This is a genomic window from Candidatus Methylomirabilota bacterium, from assembly GCA_003104975.1.
GTDB lineage: Bacteria > Methylomirabilota > Methylomirabilia > Methylomirabilales > Methylomirabilaceae > Methylomirabilis.
Genome location: PQAM01000018.1, coordinates 1 through 21,694, shown reverse-complemented (window position 1 = coordinate 21,694; position 21,694 = coordinate 1). Strand labels below are relative to the sequence as shown.

The 21,694-nt window shown below is 61.6% G+C and carries 21 protein-coding genes and 1 tRNA gene; 4 read left to right on the top strand and 18 right to left on the bottom strand.

The window, feature by feature from the left end:
• Positions 1 to 37 precede the first annotated feature (37 nt).
• From C3F12_12925 to C3F12_12845, 17 genes are all read right to left on the bottom strand, one after another.
• Positions 38 to 967 (bottom strand): UDP-3-O-[3-hydroxymyristoyl] N-acetylglucosamine deacetylase, encoded by a 930-nt coding sequence (locus C3F12_12925; GenBank protein ID PWB42817.1) that lies wholly within the window; start codon positions 965 to 967, stop codon positions 38 to 40.
• 108 nt (positions 968 to 1,075) lie between these two features.
• Positions 1,076 to 1,573 (bottom strand): hypothetical protein, encoded by a 498-nt coding sequence (locus tag C3F12_12920; GenBank protein PWB42816.1) that lies wholly within the window; start codon positions 1,571 to 1,573, stop codon positions 1,076 to 1,078.
• A gap of 94 nt (positions 1,574 to 1,667) precedes the next feature.
• Positions 1,668 to 2,195, bottom strand: coding sequence for a hypothetical protein (locus C3F12_12915; GenBank protein PWB42815.1), 528 nt, complete (start codon positions 2,193 to 2,195; stop codon positions 1,668 to 1,670).
• Positions 2,165 to 2,869, bottom strand: a complete 705-nt coding sequence (locus C3F12_12910) for a hypothetical protein (protein ID PWB42814.1) — start codon at positions 2,867 to 2,869, stop codon at positions 2,165 to 2,167. Before C3F12_12910 ends, C3F12_12915 begins: the two co-directional genes overlap by 31 nt.
• A 48-nt stretch (positions 2,870 to 2,917) precedes the next feature.
• Positions 2,918 to 2,994: transfer RNA gene (locus C3F12_12905), tRNA-Met, on the bottom strand.
• A 72-nt stretch (positions 2,995 to 3,066) separates the two neighbouring features.
• Positions 3,067 to 5,031: an RNA polymerase sigma factor RpoD gene (locus tag C3F12_12900; protein PWB42813.1), complete on the bottom strand. Its 1,965-nt coding sequence runs from the start codon at positions 5,029 to 5,031 to the stop codon at positions 3,067 to 3,069.
• Positions 5,032 to 5,093: 62 nt separating this feature from the next.
• Positions 5,094 to 6,926, bottom strand: coding sequence for a DNA primase (locus C3F12_12895; protein ID PWB42812.1), 1,833 nt, complete (start codon positions 6,924 to 6,926; stop codon positions 5,094 to 5,096).
• Positions 6,898 to 9,480, bottom strand: coding sequence for a hypothetical protein (locus C3F12_12890; GenBank protein PWB42811.1), 2,583 nt, complete (start codon positions 9,478 to 9,480; stop codon positions 6,898 to 6,900). Before C3F12_12890 ends, C3F12_12895 begins: the two co-directional genes overlap by 29 nt.
• Positions 9,431 to 9,883, bottom strand: coding sequence for a glutamyl-tRNA amidotransferase (locus C3F12_12885; GenBank protein ID PWB42810.1), 453 nt, complete (start codon positions 9,881 to 9,883; stop codon positions 9,431 to 9,433). The genes C3F12_12890 and C3F12_12885 overlap by 50 nt, the downstream gene beginning before the upstream one ends.
• Positions 9,884 to 9,886: 3 nt before the next feature.
• Positions 9,887 to 10,084: a 30S ribosomal protein S21 gene (locus tag C3F12_12880; protein PWB42809.1), complete on the bottom strand. Its 198-nt coding sequence runs from the start codon at positions 10,082 to 10,084 to the stop codon at positions 9,887 to 9,889.
• Positions 10,085 to 10,232: 148 nt separating this feature from the next.
• Positions 10,233 to 10,748 (bottom strand): peptidylprolyl isomerase, encoded by a 516-nt coding sequence (locus C3F12_12875; protein ID PWB42808.1) that lies wholly within the window; start codon positions 10,746 to 10,748, stop codon positions 10,233 to 10,235.
• Between the two features lie 134 nt (positions 10,749 to 10,882).
• On the bottom strand, positions 10,883 to 11,527 hold the full coding sequence (locus tag C3F12_12870; GenBank protein PWB42807.1) for a hypothetical protein: 645 nt from the start codon (positions 11,525 to 11,527) through the stop codon (positions 10,883 to 10,885).
• Between the two features lie 24 nt (positions 11,528 to 11,551).
• Positions 11,552 to 12,397, bottom strand: coding sequence for a zinc metalloprotease HtpX (locus C3F12_12865; protein PWB42806.1), 846 nt, complete (start codon positions 12,395 to 12,397; stop codon positions 11,552 to 11,554).
• Between the two features lie 173 nt (positions 12,398 to 12,570).
• A complete protein-coding gene (locus C3F12_12860) occupies positions 12,571 to 12,957 on the bottom strand; it encodes a MerR family transcriptional regulator (protein PWB42805.1) in 387 nt (128 codons plus the stop codon).
• A gap of 33 nt (positions 12,958 to 12,990) precedes the next feature.
• The gene (dnaJ, locus tag C3F12_12855) at positions 12,991 to 14,103 is read right to left on the bottom strand and encodes a molecular chaperone DnaJ (GenBank protein PWB42804.1); all 1,113 of its coding nucleotides are present in this window, start codon (positions 14,101 to 14,103) and stop codon (positions 12,991 to 12,993) included.
• Between the two features lie 140 nt (positions 14,104 to 14,243).
• Positions 14,244 to 14,696 carry a molecular chaperone gene (locus tag C3F12_12850; GenBank protein ID PWB42803.1) on the bottom strand — a complete coding sequence of 151 codons (453 nt, stop codon included), beginning with the start codon at positions 14,694 to 14,696 and terminating at the stop codon, positions 14,244 to 14,246.
• 23 nt (positions 14,697 to 14,719) lie between these two features.
• Positions 14,720 to 16,639, bottom strand: coding sequence for a molecular chaperone DnaK (locus C3F12_12845; protein PWB42802.1), 1,920 nt, complete (start codon positions 16,637 to 16,639; stop codon positions 14,720 to 14,722).
• 268 nt (positions 16,640 to 16,907) lie between these two features.
• Here C3F12_12845 and C3F12_12840 point away from each other — a divergent pair, with 268 nt between their 5' ends.
• The 4 genes from C3F12_12840 to C3F12_12825 all read left to right on the top strand — a co-directional run bounded on the left by C3F12_12840 (position 16,908) and on the right by C3F12_12825 (position 20,545).
• Positions 16,908 to 17,243 (top strand): cytochrome C biogenesis protein CcdA, encoded by a 336-nt coding sequence (locus tag C3F12_12840; protein ID PWB42801.1) that lies wholly within the window; start codon positions 16,908 to 16,910, stop codon positions 17,241 to 17,243.
• Between the two features lie 158 nt (positions 17,244 to 17,401).
• Positions 17,402 to 19,282, top strand: a complete 1,881-nt coding sequence (locus C3F12_12835; protein ID PWB42800.1) for a hypothetical protein — start codon at positions 17,402 to 17,404, stop codon at positions 19,280 to 19,282.
• A gap of 114 nt (positions 19,283 to 19,396) precedes the next feature.
• Positions 19,397 to 19,633, top strand: a complete 237-nt coding sequence (locus tag C3F12_12830; protein PWB42799.1) for a hypothetical protein — start codon at positions 19,397 to 19,399, stop codon at positions 19,631 to 19,633.
• Positions 19,634 to 19,822: 189 nt separating this feature from the next.
• Positions 19,823 to 20,545 (top strand): hypothetical protein, encoded by a 723-nt coding sequence (locus tag C3F12_12825; GenBank protein ID PWB42798.1) that lies wholly within the window; start codon positions 19,823 to 19,825, stop codon positions 20,543 to 20,545.
• Positions 20,546 to 20,818: 273 nt separating this feature from the next.
• Here C3F12_12825 and C3F12_12820 read toward each other — a convergent pair.
• On the bottom strand, positions 20,819 to 21,694 hold an 876-nt coding region (locus C3F12_12820; protein PWB42797.1), incomplete at its 5' end, for a hypothetical protein.

The window sequence follows — 21,694 nt, the reverse complement described above, 5'->3', positions numbered from 1 at the left end:
CGGGACGGAACGTGAAGAATCGCGTACGGGAGCGCGATTACGAGGGGGCGACCTCGAGGGACCGTTCCGGCTGTAGAAGCGGCCTGGCCCATCGCTCAATCACGCCGCTGCGGGCCGTGGCCAGATGTTCCAGATCCAGGTGACGCTGGATCTCCCGTACAAGCCTGGTGTGCAGGTAGTGGCCCGCCCCGTGTGCGATAATGGTTCCGACGACCGGCTGGCCCAGCAGATACAGATCCCCCAACAGGTCGAGGACCTTATGGCGGACCAATTCGTCCCTGAAGCGGAGATCGCCGTTCAGGACCCCGCTGTCGCCGATGACGATGGCGTTGTCGAACGATCCGCCCAGCCCCAGGTTGCGGCGATGCAGCTCTTCGATGTCTTTGAGGAAGCCGTAGGTCCGGCACGGCGCAATCTCTTTGGCGAATCGTTCCCGGGTAATGTCGAAGGCGGCCGACTGCTCCCCCAAGGTCGGGTGATCAAAGCGCATGGTATAGATGACCTGCAGACGTTCCGACGGCACAATCTGAATACTCGAACGATCGGTCTCGACCACCAACCGCTCTTTGATCTTGAGGTAGGTCCTGGCCGTCATCTGTCGCTTCAGGCCGACCCTCCCGATCAACTCGACAAACGGTGCGGCGCTGCCGTCCATGGCCGGTACCTCCGGACCGTCGAGCTCGACCAGGACGTTGTCCAGTCCGGTTCCTGCGAGCGCCGCCATCAGGTGCTCGATCGTCCTGACCGTGACGCCGTCCTTGCCGATCGTCGTTGCATGATGGACGTCGACGATGTGCGCGGGGACGGCCTCGATGGTCGGCGCAAGGGAAAGGTCGGTGCGCTTGAACACAACACCGGAATTCGATGGCGCGGGACGAAGCGTCATCTTGACCGGCTGGCCGGTATGCAGCCCGATCCCATCGCAGATGATGATCCTCTGAAGCGTTCGCTGATGGCTCACAATTATTCCCTCCTCAGACCTGCTGTGTCTGAGACGATATGTACGCTATGTTACGCGGATCAGCCGCGATTGTACTTGAAGTGCGTGATTTTCGCAAGCCGTGTCGCATGGATATTACGGCGACCTCCCGGCCCAGCGTCGGAAGAGTCGTTGGACGGCATCACACCATGGCAAATCCTGAAGGGGGTTCAGCAGTGTCGCGATGCCTGCCTCCATCTCAGGCGGAACCGTACGGGCCTCCGTCCGCCCACCGCGGGGGGCGTATGTCCGGTCCGCATGCCGACGGATGCGGCCGATCCGCAGCACAATCTCGGTGACGACCGGCTCGCCGACCTCCGCATTCAGGATGGTCTTGAGCTGGTGGCGCAACATGTGCAGTTCATGCATCCAGATGGGATCCTCAACGCACAGGTACAGGCACCCGCCCCTGAAGTCCTCGACGGTCGCCCGCTCCCTGATCCGCTGGGCGACGGCCCGGTCCCAGGCCCGACGGAGCGCCAGGTGACGGATGACCCGATCGAAACCCAACCCGTGCAGGCTGTTCTCGAGGATCTCCGCGCATCTGGCTGGGGGGGTGTGCGCGCTTCGCTGTCCCGGTGCGCCGCGCTTCATCCGATACACTCCACGGTCGGGGCCGTCTTCGCCGCCCGGCAACAGCCGGCCTGCTGAACGTGGAAGAATCCGGCGACGGTTCGATGCTGTTCGGTCATGATCGCGATCTCGTGTTGGGGAGCGCGGACAGGGCTTCGTCGATGGCGCGATTGGCCAGCGCGTCCGCCTGACGATTCAGCTCGCGACCGATGTGCTCGATCGAAAACCGGCAGTCGGCCGTCGAGAGCTGCTGAATGAGGGTACGCGCCTGCGCGTATAACGTCGCGAGGCGCGGGCTCTTGACCCGATATCGGCCCTGAATCTGTCGAACCAGCAGTTCCGAGTCGGATCGAATCCTGACGCCGGCGGGGTGCAGTCCTTGTGCCTCCCGTAACGCCAGGAGAAGCGCTTCGTATTCGGCCACGTTATTGGTGGTCTCGCCGATGTAGCGGTAGAGGGTCCGTACCGGTCCCGCCCCGCCGTCCAGCATGACGCCGATCCCGGCCGGTCCGGGATTGCCGCGCGCCGCGCCGTCGATGTGAATCACCAGTCGCGACCCCCCCCGGCGTGCCTCGGGGCCGGCATCCGGCGCCTCGGCGCCCCGCCCCGGCGTCAGCCCTTCCAATAGAGGATCCGTCCGCATCCTTCGCAGGTGCGGATCGCCTCGTTGCGGCGCACCTCGTTGTACAACTGGGGCGTGAGGCTCACGTGGCATCCTTCGCAGGAGCGCCCGGTGGTATTCGCCACCGCCAGGCCGTCCCGGCTCTTAAGCAGCCGAAGGTACACCTGCAGTAGGGACGCCTCGACGCCTCTCGACCGCCCCTGCCTGGTCTTCCGTACGGTCGACAAGCGGTCCTGGAGTGACCGCAGTTCGTCTTCCCGCGCCTGCTTGTACCTCAGGAACTCCGCCTCGGTCACCCGGACCTTTGCCTCCTCCTGCTTGCGGATCGCGACCGCGCCGTCGATGGCATCAAACCCGATGAGAATCTCCTCTTCCAGCGTCGAGATCTTCTGTTTCAGCCCCTCGACCTCTTTCAGAGTAGCGGTGTATTCCTGGTTGGTCTTGATCTCGAACAGTCGACCCTGGCGCCTTTTCAGCTCTCGGCCGGCCTCGTCGAGATCGCGCTCTTTCTGTCGGCGAAGCCTCTGAAGCTGCTCGACCTCGGCGGTCGCCTTCTCCAGGGCCGCCTTGGCCTGAATCAGTTGTTGCTCCATGTTCCGGATCTGGCCCGGGATGGTGGCAATGGTCCCTTCCAGCAGGGCGATTTCCGCGTCCAGCCCCTGCAGTGCGATGAGCTGCTCTAAGTCCTGAAGCACGGTGCACCCCAGTGATGAGTGGCCAGTGGTAGTAGCCAGTACATAATGTGGTGGGCCCACCTGGACTCGAACCAGGGACGACCCGGTTATGAGCCGGGGGCTCTAACCAACTGAGCTATGGGCCCCAGCAGACGACGCGCGACGGACGGCACCCGATCGGCAATGATTCCGACGACTGTGACACGCCGATTGCCGTCCTAGGATTCTACAAAGCTCTTCAGTTTTCTGCTCCGCGTGGGATGGCGGAGTTTCCGGAGCGCCTTGGCCTCGATCTGCCTGATTCGCTCGCGGGTGACGTCGAACTGCTGACCGACCTCCTCAAGGGTGTGATCGCGTCCATCCCCCAGTCCGAACCGGAGCTTCAGGATCTTTTGCTCCCGTTCCGTCAGGGTTTCGAGGACCTGCTCGGTCTGACCGCTCAGGTTCATGCCGATGACGGCGTCGATGGGGGAGATGACCGCCTTATCCTCGATGAAGTCGCCCAGGTGGGATCCCTCCTCCTCTCCGATGGGCGTTTCCAGCGAGATCGGCTCCTGTGCAATCTTCAGAACCTTCCTGACCTTATCGACCGGCAGATCGATCTTCTGGGCGATCTCCTCGGGTGTCGGCTCCCTGCCGAACTCCTGGACCAGGTACCGCGAGGCGCGCGTCAGTTTGTTGATGGTCTCGATCATGTGAACGGGGATCCGGATGGTCCGGGCCTGATCGGCAATGGCCCGTGTGATCGCCTGGCGGACCCACCACGTCGCGTAGGTGCTGAACTTATAGCCTCGCTGGTATTCAAACTTATCGACGGCCCGCATCAGGCCGATGTTCCCTTCCTGAATCAGGTCGAGGAATTGGAGGCCGCGATTGGTGTATTTCTTGGCGATGCTGATCACCAGGCGGAGATTGGCCTCTACCATCTCCTTTTTGGCCAGATGCGCCTTTCGCTCGCCGTTCGTGATGGCATGCAGCAGCGATCGCAGCTCCTTGCCGGTGGCATCGGCCTCTTCTTCAACCCGCCGGATCTTGCGCTGGATGGCCGTCACGTCGCGTTCACATTCATCCAGCCCCTTGCGGTCGAGGCCGGTTCGACGCAGAATCTCTCGTATGGCGGTTGTTCTGCCCCGGCCGTTGCCTGAAATGACCTTGATATCCTCCATCGACAGGCGGCGGACCCGCGCCACCTCCCGCAGTTCCTGCTCGCCGTACTCGATCCGTTCCAGGAGGTTGCGAATCCGGGCCACCACCCGTTCGATGACGCGCTGGTTCACATGAAGCTGTCGAATCAGCGTGGCCTGCGCCGCCTTCCGGCGCGCCAACTCGTCCAGGGCTTTCTGCTGCCACCGTTCGCTGAGGCGCCCGACGCCGCGCTGATATCGACGCCGGAGCTTATCAATCGTTAACTGCTCATCCCGAAGGGCCTCGATAGTCGGAGTGTGCTCGGTCAGCAGTTCGCGCTCTTTCTGCTCCGAGATCTCGTCAAACTCATTGAGCGAGAGTAACTCATAAATCCGTGCCTTGCCGTGCAAGAGCCGCTCTCCGATCTCGACAATCTCCCGAACTGCGACCCCCGCCTGGCAGACCGCCTCAGCAACCTCTTTGTGGCCTTCCTCGATCCGCCGTGCAATCTGAATCTCTCCCTCACGCGTCAGCAGCGGGGTTTTCCCCATCTCCCGCAGATACATCCGAACCGGGTCGTCGGTTCGACCGACGGTCGACGGCATCAGCTCGGGTTCCGCCTCGGCGCTTTCCTCTTCCCGTTGGGGCGCAGGCGATCTGGCGGCCTTTGCGCGCTGGGCCTCATCGACGACCTCGATATCCATCTCATCGAACAGATTCAGGATCTTATCGATCTGGTCGCCGGAGGTCACCTCTTCCGGCAGAAAGCTATTCACCTCTTCGTAGGTCAGGTAGCCCTTTTTCCGCCCGAGCGACACCAGCGGCTTGATTCCCTCTCTCATCGCCTCGGTGGCCGCCGTCATCGGCTTCTTGGCGTCTTTGGCGCCCGCAGCGTTTCGGGTATTCCTGACCGGGGAGGTCGTCGGGGCCGCCTCGGTCTTGGGCTGTTTGCTCTGGACCCCCCGCTTGCGGGCCGCTTGAAGAGGACGCGAGGCCTGGTGAGGCGTTTTCCATCGGGTCGCCTGCGACGGTCGTCTTGGCTTGTGCGCGTTTGCCATTCTGTCTCCCTTAACCTCCAGCTATCAGTTCTCAGCGATGTGCTGTCCGTAATGTCCGATTGTTACGTGACCGCCCTGGCGTGAGGTCGAGTGCGATCTCTGCCGAGCGCCAGAAACTGCGCCTGCAGTTGCGCAACCGCCGCATGATCACCCGCCCGTTCGGCCGCGTCTATCTGTCGTCGGAGCTCCTCGCCTTGCTCGCGCGTACGCCTAAGCGTCAGGCGCGTAAGATAATCGGTGAGGGCCCGCTCAATCGCCTCCTCCCCCTCATACTCCTCGAGATCGGTGGCGAGCAACTCTGTCAGCATCCGCTGGGCCTCCGGTTCCATCGCGGCGAGGGGGATCGCGGCGCGACCCGCCTCCGGCCCCAGAATCGCATATTGAAAGATCCGGCGAAGCGTCCGATCCAGCAACTCCTCCGGCCGTACGCCTTCCCGCACACGATGGGCCGCGCCGGGATGGTGAAGCGCCAGGTGGATCAGCTTCCACTCGATGGACGGCAGCCCCCGGGGTTGCAGCGACGGCGGCATGGCGTCCCGCTTGCGACCTCTTACCTGGAGGTTCAGCTCTCGGACAATGGCCTCATTCGAAAGCGACACGCGGCGTGCCAATTTTTCCGCATACCGCTGCCGTGTAATCTCATTCTCGACGGCACCCAGGAGGGGGAGGACGGTGTTGACCGCATTGGCCTGGCCGTCTGGGCTGGTCAGATCGAATCCCGAGACCTTTCGATCAAGCAGAAACTCCATCAGATCCTTCGATTGCGCGACCGCATCGGCAAAGGCCGACGGACCGCGCTTCCGCAGGCAACTGTCGGGGTCTTCGCCGTCCGGAAGCAGGATGACCCGCCACTCCAGCCCGCTGTTGAGCAGGCTCTCGACGCACCGTCTGGCGGCGGCAATCCCGGCCGGGTCCGGATCGAACAGCAGGAAGGCCCGGGTCGCATGCCGGCGGAGCAGGGCGATCTGTTGTGCCGTCAGCGCCGTACCCAAAACGGCCACGGTATGCGGCATCCCGTGGGCGTGCAGCGCGATCAGGTCGAAATACCCTTCCACCACAAGCACCGACCCTCGCTCGCGAATAGCCGGCGCCGCCAGGTGCAGGCCGAACAGGTGCGCCCCCTTTCTGTAGAGCGGGGTTTCCGGCGAGTTCAGGTATTTCGGCAGGGCATCGTCCAGGACGCGGCCGCCAAAGGCGATGATCTGTCCGGTCGGATCGCAGATCGGGATCATCAGCCGGTTCCGGAAACGATCATACGCCCCGCCGCTCTCCTTGCGCGGCAGCGCCAGCCCAGCCTCCTCGACCTGCTTTTTGGAGAATCCCCTCCGTACCAGGTGGCGCAGGAGCCCGTCCCAGGATGTGGCCGCATACCCGAGCCCGAACTGCTCGACCACCGAATCCGGAATGGCCCGGCCCTTCAGATACGCCCGAGCGGGCGCCCCGATGGTCGGATGCCGAAGCTGGGCGAGAAAGAACTCCGCTGTGCTCTTGTGGATCTCCAGCAGCCCGGGACGCGCGCGTTCGCTCTGTCCTGTCCCGCCGCCTGTGTGGGGCTGGAGCCGTGCCGGCAGACTGATTCCGGCCCGGTCGGCCAGCGACCGGATGGCCTCGGGGAAGCTCCAGCGTTCCTGCTTCATCAGGAACCCGATGGCATCCCCGCCCTCCCCGCAGCCGAAACAGTGGAAGATCTGACGCTCCGGGTTGACGATAAATGATGGGGTCTTTTCATTGTGAAAGGGGCAGAGGGCCTTATAGTAACGTCCGGAAGGCTTCAGAGGAAGGTATCTGCCGACGAGCTGCACGATATCCGTACCCGCCAGCACCCGGGCGACCGCCTCCTCAGAGATCACTGTGGGTGTGTCCTTTTCATGCCGCTCCACCCATGGGCACGCCATGGGGATACAACTCGACAATCGTGACGCCGATTCCCCCTTCCCGATAGTCGGCTACTCGAAAGCGCTCGACCAGGGGGTGGCCCGCCAATAACTCGGTGACGGTCTTTCTCAAGACGCCCGATCCCTTTCCGTGGATGATCCGAACAGTCGGCAGTCCGACGATGAACGCGTCGCCGACATACTGATCGACGCGACGGGCCGCCTCGGCCGCATCGCACCCGATCAGGTTCAGTTCGCCCTTGACATCATCCGTTGCCCTGGCCAGCCGGATCGGCCGGCTCGTCTCGCCCTGATCGGCGCCGCCGCAGGCGACGATCGCTTCCAGCGGGACCCGAACCTTCCCAAGCGGAAGCCGGATCTCCACGATACCGGCGGGCGAGGGCGTGCCGACGACGACCCCGTGTTGCCCAAGACCCTTGATCGCCACCTGCTGCCCGTCGCGGACCGTCGCCGCATCAACGCTGCGCAGGACAGGCTCCGCGCCGACGGCATCACTGAGCCTGACCTTGGTTTCGCGTTCCAGCGCGCCCAGTTGCCGGCGCACCTGCTGCACCGACCGCCCACGCAACTGCGCCGACCTGAACTCCCGGAGCAGTCGGTCGATCTCGGCCCGGGCATCGGCGACCGCGCTCTCGGTCTGTTGGCATGCGAGATGGTACAGGTGCTCCGCCCGGCTCCGTGCCGCATCCCGTTGTGCCTCGGCCTCACCGTGCGCCCTGGCTGTCTCGGCCGCCTGACGGGTCAGCGCCTCGCGCTCCAGGGTCAGACGTTGCTGCTCGCCCTCCAGCCGATCCAACAGCAGCCGTAAGGGATCGCGCCCCTCGCCAAGCAACCGCTCGGCCTGTCGAATGACACCGGCCGGCAAGCCGACCCGAGCCGCAATCGCCAGACCGTGGCTGCGTCCGGAAAGTCCAATTAATAATTTATACAGCGGTCTGAGCGTGTCAAGGTCGAACTCCACACAGCCGTTTTCGATTCGCGGGTGCGAATAGGCATAGGCCTTGATGGCGTCCAGGTGTGTCGTCGCCACAACCAGCGCGCCTCGCTCCAGCAGCGCCTCGAGAATCGCAATGCCCAGGCACGCCCCCTCTACCGGGTCGGTACCCGCGCCGAGTTCGTCGAGTAACACCAGGGTCCCGGGCTGGGCCGCGTCGAGGACGCGCCGAATCTGACCGATATGGGAGGAGAAGGTGCTGAGGCTTTGCTCGATACTCTGCTCGTCGCCGATATCCGCCAGGACGCCGCTGAAAAAGGGGACCTCGGAATCGGCCGAGGCCGGCAGATGCAAACCGGCCTGCGCCATCAGCGAGAGCAGACCGGCGGTCTTCAGCGCCACCGTTTTGCCGCCGGTATTCGGTCCGGTAATCAGCAGGGCATCAAAACCGTCGCCCAGACGCAGGTCGATCGGGATGGGGTGATGGACCCCGGTCGCGTCGATCTGCTCGAGCAAGAGCGGATGTCTGGCCCCCCGCAACCGCAGCGGGCCTGTCGGTTTCAGGGCGACGGGGGCGCAGCCGAGCGTGTCGGCCAATCGGGCTCCCGCACATCGGACATCCAGATCGGCCGTAAGCCGCATGGTGAGGAGTACGGTGTCGGCTTGCGATCGAAGCGACGCGGTCAGCGCGGCCAGCACCCGTCGGATCTCTTCCGCTTCGGATCGCTGCAGCAGTCGCAAATGGTTGTTGAGATCGACCACCTCCTGCGGTTCCAGAAAGACGGTCACGCCGCTGACCGATCGATCCTGGACTACGCCCTTGAAGGCGGTCCGGTAGTTTGGTTTGACGGGGATCACATAGCGATCGTTTCGAAGCGTGACAAGCGATTCGGCGATATACGGCTGCAGGGTAGGGGTCGTCAGTAACGACTGTAATCGGGCATAGATCAGGTTGCGGATCTCGTGGAGTCGGAGACGGAGCTGGCGGAGCTTCCGGCTGGCCGTATCCTTGACCTCTCCGGCCGCGTCGATCGCCGCGTGAATCGCCTCGACCAGATCGGCATGATCGTCGAGTTGCGAGGCGATGGCATCAAGCTGAGGGCACAACGCCCTGGAGCGGGCGATGGTATGACGAATCGTCGTCGACGCCTCTAACGATGTGGCGATTCGGACGAGGTCGATCGCCGCAAGGACGGCCCCTTCGGGGCGAGATCGCCGAACCGATTCCCTGATATCCCACAGTTGGTCAAAGGGCAGCGCGGATTCCCTGGACAACAATACCCGGAACTCCGCCACCTCGTTCCGGACGTTTTCGGCCTCTTCCAGCGTGGGAAGGGGGCGAAGGGTCTGGGCCAACTCCCGGCCTAGGGGCGATCCGGTCCTGGCAGCCAATCGCGTCTGGATGGCCGGCCACTCCAGGACGTCAAGGGTATGTTGATCAATCCGATTCATCGAACACAGAGACCTTATGTGCGGATCGCCAGAAACATACAGGGGACTCGATGTCGAGTCCCCTGAACGATCCATTCCGGTGCGGGCGTGCCGTGATGATGAAACCATTGCGCGACGATCAGTGTTGTGATAGGGCCTCCTTGACCAGTTGGCTGGCAAGCTTCCCATCGGCCCGGCCTGCGATCTGGGGCATCAGAATCGCCATCACCTTTCCCATATCCTTTAAAGAACCGGCCTGCGCCGCGGCCAGTGCTTCCTGCACCTTTTTCCGGAGTTCTTCCGGAGAGAGCGGTGCGGGCAGGTAGGCTTCTAACATGGCCAGCTCGGCCTGCTCCTTGGCAGCCAGCTCAGGGCGTCCCGCCTTCGTGTACTGCTCGATGGCCTCTTTCCGGGTTTTGCACGACGCGATTACGGCCTGAACGATCTCGGCGTCGTCCAACTCTCCCCGCTTCTCTATTTCTCGGTTCTTGATCAGCGCATGAAGCAGCCGCAGTACCGACGTCCTCAATCGATCGCTGCCCTTGAGGGCCGCCCTGAGATCCTCCGCCAATTGCGCCTTTAACACACCCACGTCTTACTCGACGCCAAAGCGGACACGCTTCGCTGCTTTCTTCCTGGCGGCTATCGATTTTTTCTTGCGCTTGACGCTGGGCTTCTCGTAGTGTTCGCGCTTGCGCAGTTCGGACAGTACCCCGGCCTTTTCGCACTGCTTTTTGAAACGGCGGAGGGCGACCTCAAACGACTCGTCCTCCTTCACCGTCACACTCGCCATTCCCCTTACACCCCCTTGTCAATAGCGATGAGATGATCTGCGGTTTAGGAACCTTCGTTGTAGATCCTGGAAGCCATCATATCAGGTTTCCAACAACGTATAATCGCATCTTTTGTGTGTAGATGTCAATAGCTTTGCCGACGACGGCTCACTGGGCGGCCCCAACAACGGTCACCTTCTTCATGATGTCGCCCCGCTTGATCTTCGCGACGATATCCATCCCTTCCACGACCTGGCCGAATACCGTGTATCGACCGTCGAGCATGGGCTGGGGCGCCAGGGTGATATAGAACTGGCTTCCGGCGCTGTTGGGCGCCATGGTCTTGGCCATGGCCACCGCCCCAGTCACATGTTTACGGGCATTTACCTCGTCCTTGATCGTGTACCCTGGGCCGCCGGTTCCGTTTCCGTTGGGATCACCGCCCTGCACGACGAAGCCGGGCTCGACGCGGTGGAAGCTGAGACCGTTGTAAAAGCCCGACTTGATCAACTTGATGAAGTTCGCGACGGTTCCCGGCGCATCAGTCTCGTACAACTCCACCACAATCTTCCCGGTCGCCATCTCAATAACCGCCCTGGAACTTTTTGCCGGTGCGGCCTCGGCCCCGTCATACACTCCCATCAGCAATAACCCGACTCCCAGCACCCCAATTGCCCGTTGCATGACCTTCCTCCTCTCAGGGTAGAATTAGGATCGCAATTGTCACGGCTTTCAATACCATTCCGACCTTTACCTGTCAAACCATTTCGCGCGTCATCTCACGGGTGTCGAGCCGTGAGCGGAGTGGTGGTGTGAGGTCAGGACGGGTGCTTGACCTCAAACTCGAACAGCAGCAGTTGCTCGGCCGAGCCGATGTAGAACGAGCCGACCTCAAGGATGGCCGTTTTCACGTCCGGATCGGGTGCCGGGAAGAAAAGGAGACCTTCCCGATCGAGCTTTGGGGGGACGACCAGCAGGTTGGTCAGCACCGTGTCCTGCAGTGCTCGCAGGGCAGTGGTCGACGCATGCAGTTCTGAAAAGAGGCTATACAGTTCATCATACCCAAGCGCTGTCGAGCGGCGATCCTTCTGATCCACCAGGGCGGTCTGGCCCGGATCAAAATGGATCCGTTCCCGTCCGACATTGTGAATGCGGACAACGAAGGCGAGCAGGCCCTTGGCCCTTGTGGAAAACAGGTTAAACGGGTTCAGCAGGGTGGCTCGTCTGGCGTAGTAGACGTCCAGACCCTTGGCCGTGAGCGGCTCTACGGTGACGGTCGCACCCGGAAGGGTCGCGATCACCAGGTCGCCCTGGGCCCGCAATGTGGGTAGTCGCTGAGGTCCGGGACGCAACGTCAACGTCCGCTCGCCGCCGGGGATTGACGCGCACGCGGCCAGCGAGACGACGACTACCAGGAGAGAAAAAAAGCGGGCCAGAGGCCCGCTTCGGGATAAGGTCTTCACGTGCGACCGTCTGCTCGTACCGCCTCAGACCACCAGCGCCCGCAGGCGCGCAATGCGCTCCTCCATGGGCGGATGGGTGGAGAAGAGCTTGAAGAGCGCGTTCCCGCGAATCGGGTTGACGATAAACAGGTGCGACGTCGCCGGGTTGGCCTCCATCGGTATACGGCCGGCGCCCATCTCAAGCTTCTGAAGGGCTGAGGCCAGGGCGTACGGCTTGTGAGTCAACCTGGCGCCCGATTCGTCGGCATGAAACTCCCGCGACCGCGAGATCGCCAGTTGAATCACGGTTGCCGCGATGGGGGCCAGAATAGCCAGGAACAGAAATCCCATGCCGCCTCCGCGATTGTCGTCATCCCGACCGCCCCCGCCATAGAACGGCATCCACATCGCCATTCGGGCCAGCATCACAATCACACCGGCGAGTGTCGCCGCGACGGTGCTGATCAGCGTATCGCGATTGCGCACATGGGCCAATTCGTGCGCCATCACCCCCTCGAGTTCTTCCTCGGTCAGAATGCGCATGATGCCGTGTGTGGCGGCGACGGCCGCGTGCTCAGGGTCGCGCCCGGTCGCAAACGCGTTTGGGGCCTCGCTGGGAATAATATAGACGCGGGGCATCGGCATATGGGCCCTCATCGCCAGCCCCTGGACGATCCTGTACAGGTCCGGCGCTTCCGCCTCGGTGACGGGCTGGGCGCGGTACATCGCCAGGACGATCCGGTCCGAGAACCAGTAGGCCCCGAAGTTCATGACAAAGGCCAGCACAAAGGCCAGACTCATCCCCCGAGTTCCGCCGAAATAACCGCCGATCAGAATCAACAGGCCGGTCAGTAACCCGAGCAGGGCCGTGGTCTTCAGGGTATTGTTCATGTTGCTCTTCTCTCCTCTCCGGGTGCGACAAGGCACCAGGTGCCCGTCCGCGCCGATCTAGTGCTCTTCCTTCTGTGTATACGCTAGTACAGCACCGGTACCCTGTCAAGGATAACCGGACACCGCACAACCGATTTTCCCGACGGATGAGCCGGCTGAACAACGGTGACCCGTTACAGATTTATCCGGCGGAGTAACCCGTGTCTCTTGACCGGTACCAGACCCTCCTCCTCGCGGTCCTCCCAATGTTTCATCCCGGCATCGAATTCCTGGGCCATCGCCTGCAACAGCTCGTTCATCTGCCGCTGCATCCGTTCCATCCGGTCGCGCATGTTCAGGATCACCTCCACCCCAGCCAGATTGACGCCCAGTTCCTTGGTCAGTCGCAGGATGAGCTCGATCCGTTCCACATCGTCCTGCGAATAGACCCGCGTATTCCCCTCGGTGCGGGCCGGTCGAAGCAGCCCTTCCCGTTCATAGACCCGCAGCGTCTGCGGATGGATATCGAACATCTCGGCCACGACGCTGATCGAGTATCGACGCCGTCGTCGCGTTACCATGATCCCCCCTTCAGCGTGCCTGCGTGCACACCGTTATTTCCAAATAGCGCGTCTCGGGTTCTCCGGATGCAGGCGCCCCAGCTCTCGGAACAGCTCTTGCGACCGTGTATCGAGGTTGCGCGGTAGTATGATCTTTACGGTGACGAACTGGTCGCCCCGCCCTGTCCCCTTCAGATGCGGGACCCCCATCTCGCGGAGGCGAAAGATCTGACCGCTGCTCGTCTCGGGGGGGATGCGCATCGAGGCCTTGCCGTCGACGGTTGGAACCTCGATCTTGGCCCCCAGCGCGGCCTCTGTCACCGAGATCGGGACCTCGCAGTAGATATTGTCCCCCTTTCGTTCGAAAAAGGGGTGAGGACGGACACGTGTCACGATATACAGATCTCCGGGCGGTCCCCCCAGACGTCCCGCGTGTCCTTTGCCCTGGGCCCTGACATTCGAGCCGTTTTCCACACCGGGTGGGATCTTGACGGCGATCCGTTCGGTTGTGAGCACCGTCCCCGCGCCGCCACAGGCGTCGCACAGGGAGGACGGGAGCTTCCCGGTCCCGCGGCACCTTGAGCAGGTCTGATGTCCGCCAAAGAGCCCGAATCTCCCTCGTGCGCGCCCGCTCCCTTCGCAGGCAGGGCACGGATAAAACTGCCCCCCTGTTCTGCCGCCCGTGCCTGAGCAGGACGAACAGGGGGCGTGTCGCTGAAGGCTGATTTCGGTGGACAGCCCCCGAATCGCATCCTCGAACCGAAGATCAACGGTATAGTGGAGATCCTCGCCCTTTGCCGGTCCGGCCTGAACCCCCTGTCCATGTCGGCCGAGCAGATCGGAAAAGAGGTCCTCTATCCCGCCTGGACCCCCGAGGTCGAATCGGCTAAAGTCAAACCCGCCCGGTCCCCCTCCAGGCTGCCGCCCGGCCTCGGCCCCCGCGCCGAAGACCTGATGCCCGAATTGGTCATATTGGGCCCGTTTGGCCGAATCGCTCAGGACCTCATACGCCTCGGTGATCTCCTTGAACTTCGCCTCAGCCGCCTTGTTGTTGGGGTTGACGTCGGGATGGTACTTCCTGGCCAGGCGCCGGTACGCCTGCTTGATCTCCTTCTCCGAGGCCCCCCTGCGGACGTCAAGGACCTCATAGTAATCCCGTTTATTCATGCGTGTACCGGCAACTGCTTAGGCGTGTAGACTGAAGGCTGAAAGCTATACATGCTCGACCCGGTGTGTGATCGCTGCGTTACCCCCACACGCCTTCAGCCTTCAGTCTATTAACCTTGTAGCTACCTTGTCATCGCCTGTCACTTGACGTCAATCTTGACTTGTTTGGGCTTCGCCTCTTCCGCTTTCGGCATGGTCACTTCCAGCACGCCGTCCTTGAACACCGCCTTGATCTTGTCCTGCTGGATGTCGGTCGGCAGATTGAAGGCGCGGTGAAACGCCCCGTATGCGCGCTCGATTCGAAGATAATTTTCCTCCTTCACCTCGCGCTCGAACTTCCGCTCGCCTTTCAGCATCAGGCTATTGTCCTGCACCTGGATGTCGATGTTATCCCGGCTCACCCCAGGCAGCTCCGCCTTCATGACGATGCTGTCCGGGGTCTCGAAGATATCCACGGCCGGCGACCACATGGAGGTCGTCAACCCCTCCTCGTCATCCGTCCGGGTCCGGGACAGCGCCTGGTCGAACAGGCGGTTCATCCGTTCTTGGAGCGTCATGACGTCGCGGAATGGATCCCATCGTACGATCGCCATCTGTTTTACCTCCTTTCTTTCTGTCATTTCTTGTCGCCTTTATCGCCGAGATCCTCAAACTCGGCATCAACCACGCCGCCCTCCGGCGCCCCCTGCGACGGCTCACCCTGAGCCTGCCCGCCGGCGTCGGCCTGCTGTTTGCTCTGGGCCTGCTGGTAGAGCAGTTCGGCCAGCCGGTGAGACGCCTTGGTGAGTTGATCAAGCGCCTCGCGTTGCTTCCCGATCTCTTCGCCCTTCAGCGCCTCTTTGCCGGCGTTGATGGCGGTCTCCAGGGTGCCAAGCTCGGCGATCGGGAGCTTTTCGCGATTCTCGTTCAGCATCTTCTCCGTCTGGTAGCAGAGGCTGTCGAGTTGGTTTCGGACCTCGATTTCCTCACGACGCTTCTTGTCTTCCTCGGCGCACCGCTCGGAGTCCTTGACCATCCGCTCGATCTCATCTTTGGTCAAGCCGGAGCTGGCCGTAATTGTAATCTTCTGTTCCTTGCCGGTGGCCAGGTCCTTGGCGGCGACATTGAGGATACCGTTGGCGTCGATATCGAAGGTCACCTCGACCTGCGGAATGCCGCGCGGGGCCGGCGGGATGCCCACCAGGTGGAACCGGCCTAACGTCCGGCTGTCTCGGGCCAGTTGCCGCTCTCCCTGGAGGACATGAATCTCCACGCTGGTCTGATTGTCGGCCGCCGTCGTAAAGGTTTCGCCCTTGCGGGTGGGGATGGTGGTATTGCGTTCGATCAGCCGCGTCATCACCCCGCCCAAGGTCTCGATCCCCAGCGAAAGCGGCGTCACATCCAGGAGGACCACGTCTTTGACATCGCCCACGAGTACGCCGGCCTGGATCGCGGCGCCCACCGCGACCACCTCATCGGGATTGACCCCCTTATGCGGCTCCTTCCCAAAGAGCTCACGCACAAGCTGCTGGACCTTCGGCATCCTGGTCTGGCCGCCCACCAGGACGACCTCGTCGATATCACGAGGATCGAGCCCGGCATCCTTCAGTGCCTGCCGACAGGGTCCTACGGAGCGCTGGATCAGATCCTCGACCAACTGCTCGAGCTTCGCCCGTGTCAGCTTGATGCTCAGGTGCTTGGGGCCGGAGGCATCGGCCGTAATAAACGGCAGATTGATCTCGGTCTCCAACACCGTACTCAGCTCGCACTTGGCCTTTTCCGCCGCCTCCTTCAGGCGCTGAAGCGCCATCCGGTCCTTCCGCAGGTCGATTCCCTGATCTTTCTTGAATTCCTCCACCAGCCACGAGATGATCCGTTCGTCGAAGTCGTCGCCTCCGAGGTGGGTATCGCCGTTGGTCGATTTGACCTCAAAGACCCCTTCGCCCAACTCCAGGATCGAGATATCGAATGTCCCGCCCCCCAGGTCGTAGACGGCGATCTTTTCGTCCTTCTTCTTATCCAGGCCGTAGGCCAGCGCCGCCGCCGTCGGCTCGTTCACAATTCGAAGCACCTCGAGACCGGCGATCTTACCGGCATCCTTGGTGGCCTGCCGCTGGGAGTCGTTAAAATAGGCCGGAACGGTGATCACCGCCTGTGTAATCTTCTCCCCAAGATAGGCCTCGGCATCCGTCTTCATCTTCTGGAGGATCATGGCGGAGATCTCCGGCGGTGAATAGCCTTTCCCTCTTACCTCAACTGACGCATCACCATTGCCGGCCCGAACCACCTTGTACGGCACCAACTTGATCTCCTGGCCGACCTCCTCAGAACGTCGACCCATGAAGCGCTTGATCGAAAAGATCGTATTTTCAGGGTTCGTAGTGGCCTGCCGCTTGGCAACCTGACCGACCAGCCGCTCGCCCTCCTTGGAGAAGGCCACGACCGACGGGGTCAGTCGACCGCCTTCGGCATTGGGGACCACCACCGGGTCTCCCGCCTCCATAATGGCCATCACCGAGTTCGTTGTTCCGAGATCGATACCGAGAACCTTTGCCACCTTGTACCCTCCTTACAAGAAATTGTCGTTACTAATTGAATGGCGACCGGGTTTGTCTCGCTCTTTTCACCCAGTAAGATATAACATTAGTCCATCAGTGTCAAGAATATTTAACAAAAATTTGTTAGATTATGCGACCCTGGTATCAACGGGCTCTACAGAAAACCCCTTGACCCATCTTCGACAATCGGCTAATGTGTCCATAATATATTGAATATTAAGGACAAATAGACGATTCGCTATAGTTTCTTCAAGAAAGGAGAGGGAGATGGGATCAGCAACAACACACATCGTCGTCCTTATTACGGCGGGCTCCACACAGGAGGCGGAGACGATCGGGAAGACGTTGGTTGAGTCTCGGTTAGCGGCCTGCGTCAACATCGTCACTGGGGTTTCCTCGCTTTTTCAATGGCAGGGGGTGATTGAACGCCAGAAGGAGGCGCTGCTGGTGGTGAAGAGCCGCAGTGAACTCCTCCCCTCTATTATTAAGGTCGTAAAAGGGGTGCACTCATACACGGTGCCGGAGGTGATCGCCATCCCTATTCTGGACGGATCCCCCGACTACCTCGCCTGGGTAGACGAGTCGTTGCGAACAGCGCCCTGATGTATACTGACCCGCTTGGAAATGCTTGACAAACGGTCGAAGGCAAGGTATAAGACCGTACATCGCTCGTTACGGCAGGAGCTTCTGAGACCGAGCGGATTGTCACGGTTACCTGCTTCCAGCCGACGTTGGCCCAGCAACCCCGACCGGAGGTCACGATGGACCATCGATTCTCCCGAAGGCTCCTGGGGATCGCGATCGCTATTGCAGTCGGGACATCGTTTCTCGCCCCGACTCCAGCCCGCCCCTCCACCCATCCGATTGATAACCATAGCGCCGCTCAACTCCCGCCGGTACCGATCCCCATCGGTCATCAACCGACCGCCGCGGTTGTCTTACCATCGAGTACGCCGCCGATCCAACCTCGGGGCGATACGCTTGACGGGACGCTCCAAATGGTCGACAACAACGACGACGCGATCCGCAACGGCTTGGTCCATTCATCTAAGGGGATGCAGGCCCTGGCGGCGAGAGACCGAGCGGCGGCCCGGCAGGAGCTGGAGGCATCAATACGCATCCTGGCTATGCTCCCTCAGGCGGCGACCCCCGAGGATCTTCGCCTGCAACTGATCGAAGAGACGGCGCGCCTCAAGGCGGCATTGACCGGCGCCTCGGCGGGTCCGGTTGCCGATAGCCGGGTCGATGAGCAGGAGGAGGAGAACGAAGCGGACACGGAAGCGACCCCTGATCTGGTCGTGTCCGATGACGAACCGACGGCGGTATCTCCCAGCGGGGCAGTGGTGTCGCTTCCCGACCTGGATCTGAGCGACTTTGACGTACCGATCGTACTCAACGAACGGGTCCAGGAGTATATCGAGTACTATCAAACCCGCAAATGGGGGGTGATGAGTCGAGCTCTCGAGCGTTCCGGCCGGTACCTGCCGATGATGCGCGAAATCTTTCGAGAGCAGGGGCTTCCGGAAGATCTTGTCAATCTGGCATACGTCGAAAGCGGTTTCAACTCCCGTGCATACTCCAGGGCCAAGGCCTCCGGGATCTGGCAGTTTATCAAGGCCACCGGGAATCGGTACGGCATGCGGGTCAACTACTGGCTTGATGAGCGACGGGACCCGGAAAAGGCCACGAGAGCGGCAGCCGCGTACCTGAAAGATCTGTACGAGATGTTTCAATCCTGGCCCTTGGCGCTGGCGGCGTATAACGCCGGCGAGCACCGGGTTCAGCGAGCCATCGAAACCCAGGGAACGACCGACTTCTGGTCGTTGAGGCTTCCCAAAGAAACCGAGCTGTTTGTTCCGGCCTTCATGGCGGCGACGATTATTGCCAAGGATCCTGATCAGTACGGTTTTGTCGCACCGGTTGAGGAACCCTGGGAGGTCGAGCGGGTGACCGTGCCTGGAGCCATTAAACTGAGTTCCGTTGCTCAGGCGGTAGGCGTGTCGTCCGATCTGCTGCGCGATCTGAATCCGGCCCTCATGCGCGGGGTCACCCCGGTGCATGCCGCTGAGCACCAGATTCTGCTGCCGCCGGGCACCGGGGAGATCCTGATGGCTAACCTTGATCGGCTCCCCCGTTACACGGATCGCAAGCCGTCCAGGACAGCAGAGAAGCGACAAGGCGCCAAGAGAAGGAAGGCGACCGGAGCGGCCATGGCGGCTGCAGGGCGCGGCGGGTCCAGGGGTCGTTCCGTAGCGGTCAACAAGAAGACCACGCCCTCCTCTTCCCCTTCCGGCGTCCATGTCGTCAAGCGTGGTGATACGCTGTACAAGATCGCCAGGACGTATGGCGTTGATCTCGACGCGCTGCGCCGGTGGAATGATCTAGACCGCCGGGCCATGCTCAAGCCGGGTCTGGCGTTACGGGTCGTTGCGCAGGCTTCCAACGGTCAGCGCGAGAAAGGTCGGTCAACCCGAGCGTCCGCCGCCCATGTTCGTTACCGGGTAAGAAGAGGCGATACCCTGTGGGAAATCGCCAGGGTTCATGATGTCACGCCTGATGAACTTCGCCGCTGGAACGATCTGGGACATAAGGCGACACTGTTAATCGGTCAAGAGCTGAGGATTCGCGTCAGCGAGAGCTAACGAGGCGGTTCCGCGTGCTACTGGTGTAGAGGGGCCGTGCGACCGCGGGTCGCGTGACGCATGGCTCGATAACGGCGAGGGGCGACTTCCGCCAACGTTATTCACGGCTCATTTGTGACACCCGGCGGAGCTGATCGGCGCGTTCGGTTCATTGCGGGCGTTATCTTGATCGCTGCAAGTTTCCTCGTCTATCCGGCCTATCTCGTTATTCCATTTCTTCCACTCTCCGGTACGATGAAACTGAACGCGGCTTTGCTCGTGCTGCTGCTGAGCTGGGGAATGTTCGGAGTCGGCTTCTATCTCAGCGGACGAGAAGGCTACGAAAGACTGAAGCGTCGTTTCCATCGCTGAACTCGATCAGACGGACCAATCGCTCCCACCATCCTACCTTCAGAGCCCATCGGGGTTTTTCTATCCGGATATCAGCATCGGTCAAAAGGCTGTCGGCTTAGACGATTGTATCTGCTGTGATCCGCCTCCTGTCAGACCACCGGTCTGGCGCCGGGATGTAACAAGTATATCTGTAAGATCCACCCGTATATGACGGTCGAGGTCTGTGCTGCCGACAGTACACCGAAAGGTCCGAACGACGTGGCCGGTCTGACGCGGGCGCACAAGCATCCGCTTGGGCCCCCGCCCGTTCCAGGGATCGGTGATGAAATATGGGTCAGCACCCAGAGTCAGGAGGAGGTGGGCGAGAAGACCACGAAGATCAAAAACAAGTCGGTCAAAGACTTCGACGGCGCATATCAGGTCATTCATACCGCGACCTGGGGTATCACCCGCATCCCCGATGTGGGCAATAACCCGCGTAATGCCTGGCCCGGTCACACGCCGACGCGAGATATTGCCATCTCGACGAACTGGCACGACAATCGCCTGTCGTTGATGGATGCGAACGCCAAGACGCTGATCAGCCAGTTCCGCTCAGGCGCCACCAATGCCCATGTGATGGTGGCTCCGGGCGCCGACAACCGCGATGACCGGTTTGTCAGCCATATGGGGGGGGCTGCCACGGCGGCTGTCAGCGCCGAACTGCTTGAGGCGGGGCACGATCCGAATATCGGGCTCTTGCGGGGGGCGCCTGAACCGCATGGTCTCTGGTTCTGTGATGACGAGTATCACTTTATCGTCGCCGATACCTTCAACAACTCAACCTCCATGTACGATGTCGGCTTCGGCACCGTGGACGCCGTAGGCGGTCTCTTCAGGCTCGGCCATCATGAGGAGGGGATGAACATCCCCACCTCATTTTTTATGTAGTAGTGGTCGTCTCGGCCTTTAGCCCAACTTACGCACGAACATCTACCCTGCGGCGATTTTCGGCCCCATGATCTCTGTAAATATGGATGAGGACAGCCGCGCCCTCATCGAACCCCGATGTAGTGTAGACCTACCCCCCGACTGCAAACAGAAGGTGTTCGTTGGGTGGAGAATCTGTACGAATCAACGGAGAAGTGGCGCCGGCTCGAAATGAGGAGTGATGACGTGGTGTCATCGCAGGATACTGTGAGAAAGGGGATGACGTCGTGACCCCTACGGGATCGGCCCAATCATCGGTGTATTGTTCGTCTCATCTGTCTCCGGCGCATTGTTTAGCGCATCGATCACGGCAAAAAGAAATTTCCCCGAAATGTTCACCCCGATGGGAAGCAGTACATTCACCGGTCTGGTCTGGCCCAGTCCGACCCGAAGCCGTCTGATGATCATCTCCCGCAGTACGGTGTCACCCGCATCCAAGCCCGCATCGTTCGAGAGGATCACCCGCAGGCGGGAGGCGGGAGACATCATGTTCCCCTGGTTCGAGACCCTGACGGCACCCATGAGCCGGCACCTGCCCCTGCGACAGATCTGGCTCACCGGACTCCAGGTACCGACCAGATCCGGGCCGGTAGTCGGCGGACCCTCCGGATTGACCATGCGGTACACGGTCCCCGTCAGATCCACCACATACAACTCCCCGGCTTCGTCCTCGCCGAAGGATGAGATCAGCAGGGGGGTATCGAGCAGGACGGTCTGCACCCCCCCGCTGAGCAGCAGCAGCTCCCCGCTGCAAAAGTCGCCGAACAGATAGCTCCCCACCGGCAGCGTCGAGGCATGCCCCCGGTAGACGTAGCCGCCGGTGATCGAGCAGCGGTCGCCGACGTGCGCATACTCCGCGATCGGCGGCACGAAGCCGCCCTCACTGCAGCGGGCCGGATCGAGGTTCGTGCAGTGCGCGCCCTCAAACACCCGCCAGCCGTAGTTGCCACCGAGCGTCACCAGATCGACCTCTTCGAACGCGCCTTGCCCGACATCCCCCACATACAGCTCGCCCGTCGCCCGGTCGAAGGCAAACCGCCACGGGTTCCGCAGACCCAGCGCATAGATCTCGTCCCGGCCGGGCACGGCGCCGACGAAGGGGTTGTCCGG